At 57.5% G+C, this 17,431-nt stretch carries 17 protein-coding genes; 10 read left to right on the top strand and 7 right to left on the bottom strand.

Annotation, left to right across the window (positions count from 1 at the left end; genetic code table 11):
• Window positions 1–63 precede the first annotated feature (63 nt).
• Window positions 64–1,044, top strand: coding sequence for a YdcK family protein (gene ydcK / locus LLF79_RS20725; protein ID WP_094942520.1), 981 nt, complete (start codon window positions 64–66; stop codon window positions 1,042–1,044).
• On the opposite strand, the gene rimL is transcribed toward ydcK, so the two are convergent.
• The 4 genes from rimL to LLF79_RS20705 form a co-directional block, all read right to left on the bottom strand.
• On the bottom strand, window positions 1,039–1,578 hold the full coding sequence (rimL, locus tag LLF79_RS20720) for a 50S ribosomal protein L7/L12-serine acetyltransferase (protein WP_227880310.1): 540 nt from the start codon (window positions 1,576–1,578) through the stop codon (window positions 1,039–1,041). The two genes, ydcK and rimL, sit on opposite strands and share 6 nt — an antisense overlap.
• 103 nt (window positions 1,579–1,681) lie before the next feature.
• Window positions 1,682–3,337, bottom strand: coding sequence for a glucan biosynthesis protein D (locus LLF79_RS20715; RefSeq protein WP_227880308.1), 1,656 nt, complete (start codon window positions 3,335–3,337; stop codon window positions 1,682–1,684).
• A 242-nt stretch (window positions 3,338–3,579) separates the two neighbouring features.
• Complete coding sequence (locus LLF79_RS20710) at window positions 3,580–4,353, bottom strand: transporter substrate-binding domain-containing protein (protein WP_227880307.1); 774 nt, start codon at window positions 4,351–4,353, stop codon at window positions 3,580–3,582.
• 10 nt (window positions 4,354–4,363) lie between these two features.
• Entirely contained in the window at window positions 4,364–5,533 is a 1,170-nt protein-coding gene (locus LLF79_RS20705; protein ID WP_095442190.1) for a pyridoxal phosphate-dependent aminotransferase, read from the bottom strand.
• A 114-nt stretch (window positions 5,534–5,647) separates the two neighbouring features.
• Here LLF79_RS20705 and LLF79_RS20700 point away from each other — a divergent pair, with 114 nt between their 5' ends.
• On the top strand, window positions 5,648–6,490 hold the full coding sequence (locus tag LLF79_RS20700; protein ID WP_008502268.1) for a LysR family transcriptional regulator: 843 nt from the start codon (window positions 5,648–5,650) through the stop codon (window positions 6,488–6,490).
• Here the strand turns inward: LLF79_RS20700 and LLF79_RS20695 are convergent.
• Complete coding sequence (locus tag LLF79_RS20695) at window positions 6,477–7,982, bottom strand: carboxylesterase/lipase family protein (RefSeq protein ID WP_227880305.1); 1,506 nt, start codon at window positions 7,980–7,982, stop codon at window positions 6,477–6,479. The genes LLF79_RS20700 and LLF79_RS20695 overlap by 14 nt on opposite strands.
• 43 nt (window positions 7,983–8,025) lie before the next feature.
• Window positions 8,026–9,369, bottom strand: a complete 1,344-nt coding sequence (locus LLF79_RS20690; RefSeq protein WP_032651829.1) for a VOC family protein — start codon at window positions 9,367–9,369, stop codon at window positions 8,026–8,028.
• Between the two features lie 528 nt (window positions 9,370–9,897).
• Here LLF79_RS20690 and LLF79_RS20685 point away from each other — a divergent pair.
• From LLF79_RS20685 to LLF79_RS20650, 8 genes are all read left to right on the top strand, one after another.
• Complete coding sequence (locus tag LLF79_RS20685) at window positions 9,898–10,083, top strand: general stress protein (RefSeq protein ID WP_004150795.1); 186 nt, start codon at window positions 9,898–9,900, stop codon at window positions 10,081–10,083.
• A 94-nt stretch (window positions 10,084–10,177) separates the two neighbouring features.
• Window positions 10,178–10,672, top strand: a complete 495-nt coding sequence (locus LLF79_RS20680; RefSeq protein ID WP_008502272.1) for a ferritin-like domain-containing protein — start codon at window positions 10,178–10,180, stop codon at window positions 10,670–10,672.
• Between the two features lie 23 nt (window positions 10,673–10,695).
• On the top strand, window positions 10,696–10,899 hold the full coding sequence (locus tag LLF79_RS20675; RefSeq protein ID WP_008502273.1) for a hypothetical protein: 204 nt from the start codon (window positions 10,696–10,698) through the stop codon (window positions 10,897–10,899).
• Between the two features lie 25 nt (window positions 10,900–10,924).
• Window positions 10,925–11,431, top strand: a complete 507-nt coding sequence (locus LLF79_RS20670) for a ferritin-like domain-containing protein (RefSeq protein WP_014883791.1) — start codon at window positions 10,925–10,927, stop codon at window positions 11,429–11,431.
• 17 nt (window positions 11,432–11,448) lie between these two features.
• Window positions 11,449–12,321: a manganese catalase family protein gene (locus tag LLF79_RS20665; RefSeq protein ID WP_008502274.1), complete on the top strand. Its 873-nt coding sequence runs from the start codon at window positions 11,449–11,451 to the stop codon at window positions 12,319–12,321.
• Between the two features lie 67 nt (window positions 12,322–12,388).
• Entirely contained in the window at window positions 12,389–13,792 is a 1,404-nt protein-coding gene (locus LLF79_RS20660; protein WP_021242535.1) for a cytochrome ubiquinol oxidase subunit I, read from the top strand.
• Window positions 13,792–14,802: a cytochrome d ubiquinol oxidase subunit II gene (gene cydB, locus LLF79_RS20655; RefSeq protein WP_008502276.1), complete on the top strand. Its 1,011-nt coding sequence runs from the start codon at window positions 13,792–13,794 to the stop codon at window positions 14,800–14,802. The genes LLF79_RS20660 and cydB overlap by 1 nt, the downstream gene beginning before the upstream one ends.
• 8 nt (window positions 14,803–14,810) lie before the next feature.
• Entirely contained in the window at window positions 14,811–16,436 is a 1,626-nt protein-coding gene (locus LLF79_RS20650) for an alpha-amylase family protein (RefSeq protein ID WP_227880304.1), read from the top strand.
• Here LLF79_RS20650 and LLF79_RS20645 read toward each other — a convergent pair whose 3' ends face one another.
• The gene (locus LLF79_RS20645) at window positions 16,437–17,423 is read right to left on the bottom strand and encodes an SDR family oxidoreductase (RefSeq protein WP_044596403.1); all 987 of its coding nucleotides are present in this window, start codon (window positions 17,421–17,423) and stop codon (window positions 16,437–16,439) included.
• Between the last annotated feature and the right edge of the window lie 8 nt (window positions 17,424–17,431).

The raw sequence follows: 17,431 nt of genomic DNA, 5'->3' as shown, positions 1-17,431 counted from the left end.
CCAGCAAAACGAAAAGCCGAAAATTTGCTACGTTTAGTTGAGATGCTTACCAGAGATCAAACGATGAAAAAGTACCGGCTCAGCGATGAAACCCGCCTCTGGCAATGGAAAAACGGCGAAACCACCCACGCCACGACGCTGCGGCAGATTATCGCCACGGCGGACTTTAACGACGTGACGGTCGGCACGAAAGGCGGCTGGATTGACGATGAGCGCGCCCTCGCACAGGACGGCGACTGCTGGATCTACGATGAAAACAGCGTGGTGTTCGCCGGGGCAACCGTATCCGGCAACGCGCGTCTTACCCTTCCATGCATCATTAGCCATGACGCGCATATCAGCGACAGCTGCTGGCTGGACGGCGCGGAGGTCAGTCACGGGGCGCGAATAAGTGACAACGTCACCGTTCAGCAATCCTGCGTACGGGGCGAGTGCCATATCTACGGCGACGCGCGCGTGCTGCATCACAGCGTGGTCATTGCCGCCAAAGGGCTGACGCCGGACCATGAACAGATTCTGCAAATCTACGATAAGGCGACGGTGAGCCAGTCGCGCATTGTACACCAGGCGCAAATCTACGGCGAGGCGATGGTCAATTTTGCCTTCGTTGAACATCGGGCCGAGGTCTTCGACAACGCGATCCTGGAGGGTAACGAACTCAACAACGTCTGGGTGTGCGACTGCGCGAAAGTCTACGGCAACGCCCGCGTGATAGCCGGTTTCGACGACGATGCCATCCCGACGGTGCGCTACAGCTCGCAGATTGCGGAGAATGCCGTGGTTGAAGGCAACTGCGTCATCAAGCATCACGTCCTGATTGGCGGTCAGGCATGGCTGCGCGGCGGGCCGATCATGCTGGATGATAAAGTGGTGATCCAGGGGCGCGCGCGAATCAGCGGCGATGTACTTATCGAGCATCGGGTTGAAATCACCGACGATGCGGTCATAGAAGCGTTTGCTGGCGAGAGCATTCACCTGCGCGGCGAAAAAGTGATTAACGGCGACCAGCGCATCACCCGCACGCCGCTGCTGGGCGCGTTATAGGGTATAGATCCGGCCGTAGATATTGACATCGTCAAAGCGGCCATTCAGATATTCCGCTTCCCGCAGGCACCCTTCCAGCGTAAAACCGTTGCGCACGGCAACGCTGTTGCTGTGCTGATTCGCCACCCGACACTTGATCACAAAACGACGGATCTCACCGCGTTCAGCGTAGTAGCACATAAACGCCTGCAGTGACTGAGAGAGAATGCCCTGACCCTGGTGGGCTTCATCCAGCCAGTAGCCGATGTAGCCGGCTTTGTTGGTCGGTTCAATGGTGTTGAACGACAGGACACCAACTAACGCATCATCCTTGAAAATCAAAAACATTTTGGCGTAGCCGCGCTGATGTAGCATCTGGTTGCTCTGCACGTTGCGGCGGGTATCCTCTTCGCTGCCCACGTGCTGCGCCCAGTCAAAGGCTGTTTGCAGAAAGGCTCTGTTTTTAACAAAGAGATTGTGCAGGTCGGCGGTGTAGCGCTCTTCGACGGCGCGAAGTTCGATATCCTGGGTGACGGGGATGATTTCTGAAGACATGGTGCCTCTCAATTGCCGGGTGGCGCTAGCGCTTACCCGGCCTACGTTTCGAAACTGTAGGCCGGGTAAGGCGAAGCCGCCACCCGGCACAATCCCACAAGGGTTAACGCATTACCCTGTCGTCAACGTACTGACGTTTATCCGGCGCCGGTGGGAAATACTGGTACAGCCAGGTTTCACTGATGGCGTCGCCCTGACAGCGCAGGAACAGGCGCATATCCACCGGCTCCGTCGAATCCGACGTCGGGTACCAGTCAAACAGAATGCGATAGCCGTCAAACGGCTCAACGTAGAGGATCTCTACCTGCTTCGCTTCACCGCTGGAGAGCGTAATCACCGGCTCGATGCCTTTTGGCGCAGCGGCCTTCAGGTCGCCACCGACGAAGTCAATCGCAAAGCGACGGGCCCACACTTTCGGGTAGTTTTCCCCTGGAGCCCAGCCTTCCGGGAAGCCGCCCATGCCGGTGCGGGTCGCATAAACGTTCGCCAGCGGGGAGCGCACCGGCGGCATCGCGCTCCAGTAGAGACGATATTTGAAGTCCAGCTCGTCGCCTGCTTTGACGGCTTTTTCCGGCTGCCAGAAGCAGACCACGTTATCCAGCGTTTCACCGGTGGTCGGGATCTCCATCAGGCCAACCGCGCCTTTACCCCAGTCGTTACGCGGTTCCACCCACAGGCTTGGGCGCTTGTTGTACCACCCCATCACGTCCTGATAGTGCGAGAAATCGCGATCGAGCTGCAGCAGCCCGAACCCTTTCGGGTTTTTATCCATATAGGCGTTGAACTGCAGCTTCTGCGGGTTGTTCAGCGGACGACAAATCCACTCCCCGTTGCCGCGCCACATCGCCAGGCGGTCGGAGTCGTGAATTTGCGGGTGAATAGTGTCGCACATGCGGCGTTCGTTATTGCCGCAGCTGAACATGCTGGTCATCGGCGCAATGCCGAGCTGCTTGATGTCCTTACGCGCATAGAGGTGGTTTTCCACCTCCATGATCACCTGGCTCTTCTCGCAGTGGATCACGAACTTATAGGCGCCGGTGATGCTCGGGCTATCCAGCAGCGTATAGACGGTAAAGGTGGTGTCGCCGGGCTTGACGGTTTCAAACCAGAAGGCGGTAAAGTCCGGGAACTCTTCCGGCGTGTCGGTAAAGGTGTCTACCGCCAGACCGCGGGCGGAAAGGCCGTACTGGTAGGTGCCGTCCACCGCGCGGAAATAGCTGGCCCCCAGGAAAGAGACGATATCGCGACGCGCCAGCTCCGGCGCCTTAAACGCGCGGAAGCCCGCAAAGCCGAGATCGCTTTGCCCTTCCAGCTGTTTGGTATCCACGCCCGTTTCACCGTAGCTGAACAGCTCAGGACGGAAGTGGATCTCGCGCGCCATAGAGGCCGACTGGTCCAGCGAGAACATCCGCACGCGGCGACGGAACCCCATTCCCATATGGAAGAACTGCACGTCCAGCTGACGCCCTTCAATGTTGTTCCACAGAGACTGCTTTTCGTCGTAGCGAATGGCGTTGTACGCCTGCGGCGTCATGGTTGCCAGCGTCTCCGGCAGCGGACGCGGCGCGCCACCCCACGGGGTTTTCGCCAGGTCATGCGCCATGGATTGCAGTACGGAGAAGTCAAAACGACGGCTCTGGCCGTCAGCAATGTCAGAGTCGGCAGCGTATGCCGCTTTGGAAAACAGGGAAGCAAGGCCGGATGTGCCGCTCAGGGCTGCCACTGCCAGCGAGCCTTTTAGAAAACGTCTGCGATTCATGCCTGGAAAAACGTCCTTATGGTCGTGTGAATGTGTTCCGCGCTCGGCGAAATGACGGCAAGAAAGAACGCACAGCCTAAACAAAAATGGTTAAGAATCCAATTGTTGGCCGGTGATTATATGAACAAAGTGAGAAATATTTTCTGTCGACCAGAACGGCCCGAAAGTGGTGTAAAGAAAGCCTGGAAAATGTGTATAAAAATGCCCCGTCAGGACATCAGCTGACGGGGCCAATGGGGCGGTTATTTTACGCTGACATCGATACCCAGGAAGTACTTATCAGCGAGTTTGGCGATCGTGCCGTCGGCACGTACCTTATCAATTGCGGCATCAAGCTGCTTTTTGGTGGCCTCGTCACCTTTGCGCAACCCAAAACCGATCCCGCTGCCGAGGATGGTGTCGTCAGATACCGGTTTGCCGATGAAGCCAAACCCTTTTCCCTGCGGCTTGCTGAGGAAACCTGCCTGCCCGGCCGCGGACATGACCAGCGAGGCGTCGATACGGCCATTCAGCAGATCGCCCCAGGCCATATTCTGATCTTTATACGACACCACGGTGACACCCTGCTTTTCCCAGTGCTCTTTGGCATAGGTTTCCTGAATGGATCCCTGCAGCACGCCGATGGTTTTCCCCTTCAGCCCTTCAGGCGTCGCCTCGACCGCCGTCCCGGCCTTGCCGACCAGCTGCGATGGAATACGGTAGATCGGCTGGGTAAAATCAATGCTCTTGCGGCGCTGCTCGGTGATATTCATCGCCGAGTTGATGGCGTCGAATTTCTTCGCCACCAGCCCCGGGATCAGCGCATCAAACGAGGTTTCCACCCAGCTGCACTTCAGCGCTGCCGCTTTGCAGATGGCATTCCCCAGCTCAACGTCAAACCCTTCCAGTTCGCCTGCCGCATTGCGGCTTTCAAACGGCGGATATTCGGCTTCCAGACCGTAACGCAGCTCGGACGCTGCGAAGGAGGAAAAGGTACACAGCAATCCCATGCCGACAACTAGCGCGCGTAATTTCATCTCAAACTCCTTAGCGTGGTTTAACCCGACACAGGGCCTGGGCACCTGCCCGTAACGTCGCCTCATCTTTCGCAAAAGAGAGACGAATCAATTTATTATCCGTACCGTCCGCATAAAACGCCGACAGCGGAATGGTGGCTACACCGTACTCAACGATCAGCCGTTTCACCAGCTCGCTGTCGCGCTCGTCGCTGAACTGGCTGTAGTCCGCCAGCATGAAGAACGAGCCGGCGCTTGGCAGCAGCGTAAACGGCGAATCGGCCAGCAGACTGTGCAGCAGATCGCGCTTGCGCTGGTAAAACGCCGACAGCGACAGCCAGGTTTGCGGGTCGACCATATGTTCAGCAAACGCGTGCTGCATTGGCGTATCGGCAGAGAACATTAAAAATTGATGGACTTTACAAATCTCGTCCATCAGTACCGCCGGTGCAACACAGTAACCCACGCGCCAGCCGGTGACGTGATAGGTTTTTCCGAAAGAAGAAATAATCACGCTACGCTCCGCCAGCTGCGGGTGCGTAGCCATCCCGTGGTGCGGCTCACCGTCAAACACCACGTGTTCGTACACTTCGTCAGACAAAATAATGATGTCAGTATTGCGGGTCAGTGCCGCCAGCTGCTGCAGATCGTCGGCGGAGAAGACCTGACCGCTCGGGTTGTGCGGCGTATTGATGATGATCATGCGCGTGCGCGGGGTGATCGCGGCGCGAACCTCGTCCCAGTTGACGGCAAAATCCGGCACGGTGAGCCTGATGGCAACCGGCGTTGCCCCCTGCAGGCGGACAATCGGCGCGTAGCTGTCAAATGACGGCTCAAAATAGATCACTTCATCGCCCGGATGCACCAGCCCGCTGATTGCCGAGTAGAGCCCTTCGCTGGCGCTGGCGGTCACCAGCACCTCGCGGCCCGGGTCATACTGCGTGCCGTAAAGCGTGGCAATTTTATCGGCAATGCGCTCTTTGAGCGTCTGCAGGCCGGTCATCGACGCGTACTGGTTATGCCCTGCCTCCATCGCGCGGGTGACGCCCGCAACAAGCTTCGGGTCGCAGGAAAAATTCGGTGCGCCCTGAGAAAGGTTTATCGCGTTATGCTGCGCCGAGAGCTGGCCGATAACGGTAAAGATCGTGGTGCCCACATCGGGCAGTTTGGAGCGCGTTTGCACAGGCGTTTGTAAAGTCATCCTCTTTCCCTTCTCATGGACATTGCATAACTATTCAAACAATATCTCTGTTGTCGGGACAATCGAATTGTTGTCATAATAGCCATGAGAAAAATGCATAGCTGAGGTGTTTTCATGTCGCGCCGTTCGCTCCCGCTCAATGCCATCGACGCATTTTTAGTCACCGCGCGTCACCTGAATCTGACCCATGCTGCAGCAGAGCTATGTCTGACGCAGGGGGCCGTGAGCCGCAAGATAGCCTCCCTCGAGGCCTGGTTTGGCTTTCCGCTTTTTGAACGCCACGCGCGCGGCCTGCGCCTCTCTTCACAGGGCTGCGCCCTGCTCCCGGAACTGCAGTCTGCGTTCGAACACTTGCTGACCGTGGCCGACCAGGCCCGCAGCCAGCAAACCGTGATCCGACTCAAGGCGCCCACCTGCGCCATGCGCTGGCTGGTGCCGCGCCTGCTGGAGGTGGAGCGTGAGCAGCCGGATCTGCAGATCGCCCTGACCACCACCACCGATCATAACGTCAATTTCAAAACCGAATCTTACGACGCGGCCATCGTGTTCGGCACGCACATGAGCGCAGGCGACCTGCTGTTCGAAGAGGCGCTCACCCCGGTGATAAGCCCGGTGCGGGCGGGTGCCGCACTGGGTTCGCTGACGTTCCTGCACCCGACAAGGGATAAGACAGACTGGTCGCTGTGGCTGACGAAACAGGAAGGTCCGGGCTTTGCCATGCACAAAAATCAACACTTCGACACGATGGATCTCGCCATCACGGCCGCCATTCAGGGGCTGGGCGTCGCCATTGCCGACGAAACGCTGGTGGCCGAAGATGTCCGCGCGGGAAGACTGATGCGGCCTTATGAAACCAGCATAAAAACCGGCGCGAGCTACCGGCTGGTGCTGCGCGAAACGCCAGGGGAGGAAAATGGGCTGGCGGCGTTTCGCGCCTGTTTGCTTAATCGAGGCTGACGTGGTGCTTCATCACCCGTTTGAAGAGGCTCATCCGGGCGCGCATAAAGCGGTTTTCAAGCCTGAAACCTGCATGTTTATTCACGCCAATGCGTAACAAAACGTCCCGCCCTTTACGGCATGCGGGCCAGTGCGTCGGCCCGGGCAGGATCTCACGAGGTCCTGCGTCTCGCGCAAAGCTCACCCAGTAATCGGCCACCTGAGCAGCAAACTGCACATCCCGTTCGTTGACATACTGGCGTGAAGGCTCCACCTGGCCGAGGGTATCAAAGACGTAAGGCACTTCATTGCCGTGCCACGCGCCGTTGATATAGGTGGCATGTTCCGCTTCCGCAACATAGTCAAACCAGTAACGCCAGCACAATCCGCCGACGCGCTGCTGCGCCTGCATCACGACGTAGCCCATCGTAGTGAACGCCATGTCGCGGCACACCTGCCTGCCCAGCTCCTCATCGCCTTTGACGCCCGGATAGAGCAGCTTAATCAGCCCCAGCCCGAAGCGGCGCTCCCGGCGAAGCTTCTGGATTTGCCCGGCGAGATCGATGCCAAACACCGCCATCACGCTGGCCTCATCGCTGTTCGAGCCGATCATTACCGGCACGGGGTGCTGGCGAGCGGCGAAAAAGACGTCCAGCATCGCTTCAGGCAGAACGCAATCCCCGACGATGGGGGCCGGAGCAATGTTCAGCGTCGCGGTGAGCGGCCAGAACGCCTCCGGCGGAATGGCGCGCAGCTGTTCGGCTGTCGCCTTTTCCAGGCCAAAATGGGCGGCCAGCGCCTCCCCTTTTTGCAACGCCTGCTCTCGCGGCGTGTCCGGCAAGGTGTACCCGCTTTGCACAATCGCCTTATGGAACAATCCTTCTGCAAGCGGAGAGGCCAGCAGAGAGAGCACGCTGCGCGCGCCCGCGGATTCGCCAAACAGGGTCACGTTAGCGGGGTCGCCACCAAATGCGGCGATATTGTCCCTTACCCATTCGAGGGCGGCGATCTGATCCAGCAGGGCAAAATTATGCACAACGCGATCTTCTTCGCCTTCCAGCGCGGGATGGGCAAAAAAACCAAGATGACCGAGACGGTAGTTGATCGTCACCACAACTACGCCGCGCGTGGCCAGCGCTTTGCCGTTATAGGGCGGTAAGCCACCCGCACCGATGGTAAAGCCGCCGCCGTGCAGCCAGACCATAACCGGAAGCGGCCCGGCGCGCTCTGTGGGAGACCAGACGTTCAGATAGAGGCAGTCTTCCGAGAACTGACCGGGATCGCCCCCGCCCAGCTCCTGGCAATATTCGCTGCTTTGCCAGCTTGAGGCCGAAAAAGCGGTAGCCTTGCGAACGCCATCCCACGGCTCAGGATGCCGCGGGGAGCGCCAGCGCCATTCGCCAACGGGCGGTGCGGCATAAGGAATACCGCACCAGACGTGGACATTTTCATCGGTTAAACCAGAGAGTGCGCCCTGGCGCGTTTCAACCACAGGGGCGGAAGGATTTTGCATAACGACCTTATTTTTTCCATCACACCCCAGCAGAGTAACGCTTTCAGAGCAAACCGCAACGCTGTTTGCTGCGCGTTTCAGCCTCCTCATAGAGGGTAAATTCGTCATACACCGGGCAGCCGAGGGCCGCTTCAAACGCATCGCGGCTGGCGTTACCGTGGCTGCGGGCCTGGGTTTCGTTCCCGAGATTGGACTGGAAAATCCCCGCGGCGCTGACCGGGAGGAAATCTTCGTAGGTGATCGGCTGTGCGACGACCCATCCGCGCTCGATCAGCGGCTGCGGATCGTCGCCCGGCCGGAACGCATGCCGATGCGCTTCACCCGCTGGCGTCAGACGGTAGCGGAAATACGCCAGCTCCTGACGGCGCATTAACAGTTCGCTGTCAGGGAAGGCGCTAAAGATCTCCTGCAGATGCAGCTGGTGCGTCAGGTTATCTTTGCCGGTACCAGCCTGGGCAAGGAGGCTATCGTACAGTTCCCGGCCTTTCGGGGTCAGCGCCACGCCGCGCTGCTCAATCTCACCGAAGCGCGCGGTGTGGGTGCCTTTGTGTTCACCGGCAAACAGCACCGGCTCTTCCAGCGCCTTGAAACTGGTTTGACGCAGCAGGACGGGCACCTCGCGACGCGGCGGCCCTTCAATCAAAATTTTCGGCTCAATACCGTACTTCGGCATCAGCTCCTGCACCCGGTCAATATCCAGCGTGCGCGGCGTCAGGTGGTTAATATGACAGCCCGGGAAGCAGACCACATCGGCGATCAGCCGGTGCTCGTTATGCAGCGCGAGATAGGTCTCCTGATCGACCGTCGCATGGCGGTGCCAGCGGAAGGTTTCCAGCGCTTCCTGCACAAACTCCTGCGCCTGCTCGACGGTAAACTGCCCTTCCGATTCATACAGATCGAGAAGCGCCAGACAGCGCGGGGTGAAGATGTTTCGGTGAGACAGAATTTCCGCCGCACGTTCGCGCAGCGCGACGTTTTCAATCAGCTCAAGGCGCAGCAGCGAAGTAAAGATGCGGAACGGATTACGGCACAGCGCCGCATCATCAATCGGCCGAAATGCCGTTGAGTGGACCGGCACCCCCGCCTGGGAGAGATCGTAATAGCTGACCGGGTACATCCCCATAATGGCAAACATACGGCGCAGGGTTGAAAGTTCTTGCGCACTGCCGACGCGAATAGCCCCGTGACGCTCGACGTTCAGACGCGCAAGCTCATCGGCGTTTGCCAGTTGTTCATGTAATAGTGGATCATTTTCCAGCACCGCCAGGTTTACGTCCGCTATCAGTTCAAGCAAGGTGCCGTACTGCGGAACTTCCTGCTGGTACATCGCCGACATAGCCTGCGAAAAGTGTTCCCGAATGTCATCAGCCGTGATGGTGTTCGCCATGATGTCATGCCTCCAGTGAATATTACCTGGAGTGTAGAGAAACCCGTTCCTTCCGGGGGGAAAGATTTCTGATTTGTGATCTTAAGACGACAGTGGTCAAACCGTGTGCGACTGGCCTCTGAACAAGCCTTAACGAAACCGCCCTTTCGCGCCTGGCGCTTTTTATCCAGGATTTTCCTTATAATTATTTATGGTTTCGCTTTCTAGCTATAAAGGAGTATTTTTTATTTTCCCCTGGCTGCAAATCAACCAATTTGAGTGCGTCATTATTTTTATCCTCAGCTTTCAAATTTTTAGCTCAAAGTTAGGAATAATCTGAACAGTTGTTTACAAGTCCTTCCTGTCTATCCATATTTCCAACGCAAGCGAAGCGCAAATTTACAAATATTTAAAAATAACGCAACCGCAAATAGCAAAACGCATTTGACGGATCGCACACAGCGACTAGAGTTATTACTCGAACGACGAGTGATACGGAATATTTTCGTATCGTACTGACATAACCAATATATGACTATGAGGTTTAATATGGCAGAGCATCGTGGTGGTTCCGGTAATTTCGCTGAAGACCGTGAAAAAGCATCAGAAGCTGGACGTAAAGGTGGCCAGCACAGCGGTGGTAATTTTAAAAACGATCCGCAACGCGCATCTGAAGCGGGTAAGAAAGGGGGACAGAACAGTCACGGCGGAGGCCGTAAATCTGATAACTCCTGATCTTATTTAGTACTCTTTTAATAAAACCAGAGAGCATGCTGCGGGCTGAAAAGCTCGCAGTACCCTTTCTTTATTTTACCGGAGCGTAATAATTATGAATATGAAAAGTGTAGAGGATGTATTTATTCATCTTCTGTCGGATACCTACAGCGCGGAAAAGCAGCTTACCCGAGCGTTAAGCAAACTTGCCCGCGCCGCCTCCAGCGAGAAGCTGAGCGCCGCCTTTACCGCACACCTTGAAGAGACGCAAGGCCAGATAGAACGCATCGACCAGATCGTGGAACAGGAAGACGGCATCAAGCTCAAGCGCATGAAATGCGTCGCAATGGAAGGCTTAATTGAAGAAGCTAATGAAGTCATCGAAAGCACGGAAAAAAATGAAGTCCGTGATGCCGCATTAATTGCCGCTGCGCAAAAAGTGGAGCATTACGAAATAGCCAGCTACGGTACCCTTGCCACCCTGGCAGAACAGCTCGGCTATAAAAAAGCCGTTAAGCTTCTTGCCGAAACGCTGGAAGAAGAGAAAGAGACCGACCTTAAACTCACCGATCTGGCCGTAGGCAATATTAACCAAAAAGCGCAGAAATGACGCGATAATACAGGTTAAATAAAATGAGCATCAGTCCCAGGACTATTAAACGGTGCCATTTAGCGGCAGCGATAATATGGTTCATTCTCGCTATCCCTTCCGTCATCTGGTGGAAAAACAGCGTGCTATGGGTCATTATCATCAGTATTTATGCCAATATTGTCGGCCATTTATCTGGCTACAGTGCCGCACGTGCCGATCAGGCTGCTGAAAGTGAGACCAAATAAGCGAACCCCTAATGAGGATACAATGATGAATCACGTAGAACACTACCATGACTGGCTACGCGATGCCCATGCAATGGAAAAGCAAGCCGAATCTATGCTGGAATCCATGGCCAGCCGTATCGATAATTATCCTGATGTTCGCGCCAGAATTGAGCAACATATTAATGAGACAAAACGGCAAATCACATTGCTGGAGGAAATCCTCGACCGTAATGATATTTCTCGTTCGGTCTTAAAAGACTCGATGAGCAAAATGGCGGCGCTGGGACAATCCATCGGCGGCATGTTCCCTTCTGACGAAATCGTGAAGGGCTCGATCAGCGGCTATGTTTTCGAACAGTTTGAAATCGCCTGCTATACCTCCCTGCTGGCGGCGGCCAAAAAAGCGGGTGACACCGCCTCGATACCCGCTATTGAGACGATCCTCGCCGAAGAGCGCGAAATGGCCGACTGGCTGATTCGTCATATCCCGCAAACGACGGAACAGTTCCTGCTGCGTTCAGACGCGTCGGGTGTCGAAGCGAAAAAATAACCCACAGGAGAGTGAGCATGTTTCGACACGTCAAACAGCTGCAATACACGGTTCGCGTCGCCGAACCGAATCCCGGCCTGGCCAACCTTTTACTGGAACAATTTGGCGGACCGCAGGGTGAACTGGCCGCCGCCTGCCGTTACTTTACGCAAGGGTTGAGCGATGACGATCCGGGCCGTAAAGACATGCTGATGGATATCGCGACCGAGGAGTTAAGCCACCTCGAAATCATCGGTACCCTGGTCGGTATGCTGAATAAAGGTGCCAAGGGCGCGCTGGCGGAAGGGGTGGAAAATGAGGCTGAGCTGTATCGCTCCATGACCGAAAACGGGAATGACAGCCACATCACCTCCCTGCTCTACGGCGGCGGAACCCCGCTAACCAACTCAGCGGGCGTACCCTGGACGGCGGCCTACGTCGACACCATTGGCGAGCCGACGGCGGATCTGCGTTCGAACGTGGCGGCCGAGGCCAGAGCCAAAATCATCTATGAACGGCTGATCAACGTGACTGACGATCCCGGCGTTAAAGATGCCCTGGCGTTTCTGATGACGCGTGAGGCGGCGCATCAGCTCTCCTTTGAGAAGGCGCTGCAGTCCATCCGTAATAATTTCCCGCCGGGAAAACTGCCGCCAATCGAGGAATTCACCAACAAGTACTACAATATGTCTGAAGGTGGAGAGGTTCGCGGAAGCTGGAACAGCGATAAACATTTCGATTACGTTGAGTCCCCCCAGCCTGCGGTGGATGGCGGCGATGGCAGTGCCAGCGTGACGCTCACAACCGAGCAGGCAACCCTGGTTAAGGCGATGTCTGCCCGCACGAAGTCCGATCCACATTCCGACCCGCTGACCGGTGCCGAGCTGGGTGCCGGTAAGACTAAACCGTAATCGGTTTGCCGGGCAGGCCTGACCTGCCCGGCAATTCGCGTGCCCCATCGTCTCAGAGGTACGGACCATGTTCGAACTCGATGCGTTTCATCTGGCCAGAATTCAGTTCGCTTTTACCGTCTCGTTCCACATCCTGTTTCCTGCGATCACCATCGGTCTCGCCAGCTACCTGGTGGTGCTGGAGGGCATGTGGCTGCGCACCAAAAACGACGTCTGGCGATCGTTGTACCACTTCTGGCTAAAGATATTTGCCGTTAACTTCGGCATGGGCGTCGTTTCCGGGCTGGTGATGGCGTACCAGTTTGGCACCAACTGGAGCGGGTTCTCCCAGTTCGCGGGCAGCATTACCGGCCCGCTTCTGACTTATGAGGTGTTAACCGCTTTCTTCCTGGAGGCCGGATTCCTTGGCGTCATGATGTTCGGCTGGAACAAGGTCGGCCCAGGGCTGCACTTCTTTTCGACCTGCATGGTGGCGCTCGGCACGCTGATGTCGACCTTCTGGATCCTCGCCTCCAACAGCTGGATGCATACGCCGCAGGGTTTCACTATCGAAAACGGGCAGGTGATCCCGCAGGACTGGCTGGCGATCGTCTTTAACCCCTCCTTCCCGTACCGTCTTATTCATATGGCTATCGCCGCGTTCCTGAGCAGCGCGCTGTTTGTCGGCGCGTCGGCCGCCTGGCATCTGCTGCGCGGTAACGATACGCCCGCCGTTCGCACCATGTTTTCGATGGCGATGTGGATGGCGCTGCTGGTCGCCCCGATCCAGGCGGTGGTGGGCGATATGCACGGCCTGAACACGCTTGAGCATCAGCCAGCCAAAATCGCCGCTATTGAGGGTCACTGGGAAAATCCGCCCGGCGAGGCCACCCCGCTGCTGCTGTTTGGCCTGCCGGATATGGAGGAAGAGCGCACCAAATACGGTCTGGAGATCCCCGCGCTCGGTAGCCTGATTCTGACGCACAGCCTGGATAAACAGGTCCCGGCGCTGAAAGACTTCCCGAAAGAGGATCGACCCAACTCGACCATCGTTTTCTGGTCGTTCCGCATTATGGTAGGGATGGGGCTGCTGATGATTACCCTCGGTCTGCTCAGCCTCTGGCTACGCTATCGCCATCGACTTTACCACTCGCGTCCGTTCCAGTGGTTTGCCCTCTGCATGGGGCCTGCGGGGCTGGTCGCGCTGCTTGCCGGCTGGGTGACCACCGAAGTAGGCCGTCAGCCGTGGGTTGTCTATGGCTACCTGCGCACCATCGACGCGGTATCGCTGCACAGCACCCTGCAGATGAGCATTAGCCTGCTGGCGTTCTTCGTCGTCTACTCATCCGTATTTGGCGTGGGCTATGTTTATCTCATCCGGCTGATTAAGAAAGGTCCTCAGCCCGTTGATACGCTGACGTCAAACACCTCGGGCACGCCTGCCCGTCCGCTGTCAGCCGCGGAGTCTGTTCCGGAAGAGGAGAGAATCTGATGGGCGTCGATATCTCAGTGATTTGGTTTGCCATCATCGTGTTTGCCACGCTGATGTATATCATTATGGACGGCTTCGATCTGGGGATTGGCCTGCTGTTTAACTTCGTGGGCGATGCCAAAGAGCGCGATGTGATGGTCAACAGCGTGGCGCCCGTCTGGGACGGCAACGAGACCTGGCTGGTGCTCGGCGGCGCGGGGCTGTTCGGCGCGTTTCCGCTGGCCTATGCGGTGATCATTGATGCGCTGACCATCCCCCTCACCGCGATGCTGATCGGCCTCATCTTTCGCGGCGTTGCCTTTGAGTTCCGCTTCAAAGCCACCCCTTCACACCGCAAATTCTGGGACTACTCCTTTGCCGGCGGCTCCCTGCTCGCCACCTTCAGCCAGGGCGTGGTGGTGGGCGCCGTGATCAACGGCTTTGACGTGGAGGGCCGACGTTTTGTCGGCTCTTCGCTGGACTGGCTCACGCCTTTCAACCTCTTCTGCGGCATCGGTCTGGTCGTCGCCTACACGCTGCTGGGCACCACCTGGCTCATCATGAAAAGCGAAGGCGCGCTGCAACAACGCATGCGCGAACTGACCCGCCACGTGCTGCTGGCGCTGATGGTGGTTATCGCGGTGGTCAGCGTCTGGACGCCGCTCGGCTGGCAGTACGTCGCCGACCGCTGGTTTACCCTGCCCAACTTCTTCTGGTTCCTGCCGGTTCCGCTGCTGGTCGGGATCTTCAGCGTGCTGATCTGGCGCCTGACCCGCAATCCGGCCAGCCACGCGCGCCCTTTCCTGCTGACGCTGGGGCTGATCTTCCTCGGTTTCAGCGGACTGGGTATCAGCCTCTGGCCGAACATTATTCCGCCGCGTATCACTCTGTGGGAGGCCGCGGCCCCGCCTGCCAGCCAGCTGTTTATGCTGGTTGGAACGTTACTGATTATTCCGGTGATCCTGGTGTACACCGCCTGGAGCTACTACGTGTTCCGGGGCAAGGTTTCGGATACTGAAGGCTATCACTGAGGCTCGCTATGACGGACTGGCATACACGGGCCATTATTTACCAGATTGATACCGCACTCTTTTATGATTTGAACGGCGATGGCTGCGGGGATATCGCCGGGATAACGGCCAAGCTGCGGTACATTCGCCGCATGGGGGCGACGGTTATCTGGATCACCCCGTTTTATCTCACGCCCTTTCTCGATGAAGGCTATGACGTCAGCGACCATCTCCAGGTGGATCCCCGCTTCGGAAAGCTGGCCGATATCATCGCCTTTATCGAACAGGCCCGCGAGCTGGGCATGCAGGTCATTATTGAACTGCTGATCCAGCACACCTCTGACGCGCATCCCTGGTTCCAGCAGGCCCGCCGTAACCCGGCGTCACCCTATCGGGATTACTACCTCTGGTCAGATAGTGACGACGACGATACGCCCCCCATGTTTCCCGGCGTGGAGGAGAGCATCTGGACCTGGGACGACGAAGCGGGACAATACTACCGGCACATGTTCTATCGCCACGAACCGGACCTGAACCTGACCTCACCCGCGGTGCTGAAAGAGATTGAGAACATCATCCTCTTCTGGCTCAAACTGGGCGTGTCGGGGTTCCGCCTGGATGCCGCCTCCCACCTGACCACGCTGGCGGGAAATGGTGATGAAAAAAAGGGTCTGTGGATCCTCGAACACATGCGCCGTCTGATTGAGGAGCATAATCCGGACGCGATCCTGCTGGGTGAAGTGGACGTCGAGGTGGAGGCCTATCAGGACTACTTTGGCAATAATGACCGCCTGAATCTGGTGCTCAATTTCTGGCTCAACAAGTATTTTTACGTCAGCCTGGCCCGCAAAAGCGCCCGTCCGCTGCGCAACGCGGTGAAGAAAATGATCGTCCCGCCCGATTCATGCTGTTTTGCCAACTGGCTGCGCAATCACGACGAGCTGGATCTGGAGGGCATCAGCCAGAAAGACAAACAGTTTGTCCTCGATACCTTCGCCCCTGATGAGGAGATGAACGTCTATCAGCGCGGGATCCGCCGCCGCCTGGCACCGATGCTCAACGGCGATCTGAAGCGGCTGGCGTTCTGCCACGCGGTACTCTTTTCCCTGCCCGGCGTTCCGGTGATGCGCTATGGCGATGAGATCGGCATGGGGGATGACCTCGATCTGGAGGAGCGCTACGCTGTGCGCACCCCCATGCAGTGGGCGGGATCGCAAGGCGGCGGTTTTTCGGCAGCCGACCCGGAAAAATTTATCGCGCCGATTATCGACCGCGGCCCTTACCGCTATCAAAAAATCAACGTCGCTGATTCGCTGCTCCACCGCAACTCGCTCCTGCACCGCATCATTGATATCGCCAATACCCGCTCGGAGTTCCCCGAAATTGCCGTTGCGCCCTTTCGGCTCCTCACGATCGATAGTGACGCGGTGCTGGGGATCTATTACGAGACCGAAGAACGCAGCATCCTGACCTTTGTTAACTTCAGTGACCAGCCGGTGCAGTTCACCGTGAAGGGGATCCGCAACACGACCTGGACCGCCTGTCTCGCGGACAAACGCTACGATGACGCGCTGGTTTGCGGTAAAACCGTCGAGCTCAGCCTTGGCGGCTACGGCTATCGCTGGTTCTGGACGCACCGCAGCGCGCTGCGCTGATTACGGTTTCCGGCGGGTTATCAAACGCGTCAACACAATACCCGCCACCGCAAGGGCCCCTAACGCCACTTTGCCCGGCATACCGGAGGTCACGGACGACGCGCGGGTTTTCGCTTCGTCAGTGAAACGGCCATGGATTTTGTGCAGGTCGTTAACCGGCTGGTCGAGATAATCCCGGCGGTCCGGCGCGTTCAGATCGTCGGTCATCTGACCTTCCCAGGCTTTCTTCACCATCAGCCTGTCCAGAAAACCCGGGAAGAGGAACTGCCCGACAATCGACTGAATGGTGCTGCTGCCTACCCACAGCTCGCGCACCGGCTTTTGCGCAACCCTGAAGATGGCGCTGGCGGCGACTTCAGGCTCGAACACCGGCGGTACCGGCCGCATTGCCCACGCGAACTTGTTCCTTGCCCATTCGAACTGCGGCGTATTGAGCCCCGGCATCTGCACCATCGAAAGCTGAACCCGGCTGTTCTCATGCATCAGCTCGGTGCGCACCGCATCGGTAAACCCGCGGATCGCCGCTTTGGCCCCGCAGTAGGCGGACTGCAGAGGAATGGAACGGTAGGCCAGCGCGGACCCTACCTGAATAATCACGCCCCTGTCGCGCGGAACCATAAGCTCAAGCGCCGCGCGGGTGCCGTTCACGTAGCCGAGGTATGTCACCTCGGTCACGCGCCGAAACTCGTCCGGCGTAAGGGTACGAAACGGTGCCAGCACGGCCCCCATGGCGTTGTTGACCCAGACATCAATCGCACCGAGGCGATACTCAATCTCGTTAGCCGCATCCACCACCGCCTGACTGTCGGCGACGTCCGCCTGCACGGCGTGCGCATTTACGCCGAAGCGGCGCAACTCTTCCTGGGTGGAGTGCAGGCTGGCTTCATCACGGGCGATGAGACCCACATCGTAACCTGCTTTTGCGAAGCGCAGCGCCGTGGCTTTTCCCACGCCCGCCGTCCCACCGGTAATCACTATGACAGCCATAGAACCTC

The organism is Enterobacter cloacae complex sp. 2021EL-01169, from assembly GCF_020733125.1.
GTDB lineage: Bacteria > Pseudomonadota > Gammaproteobacteria > Enterobacterales > Enterobacteriaceae > Enterobacter > Enterobacter roggenkampii.
The sequence above is the reverse complement of the archived record's forward strand: the minus strand, read 5'-3'. Positions and strand labels throughout refer to the sequence as shown.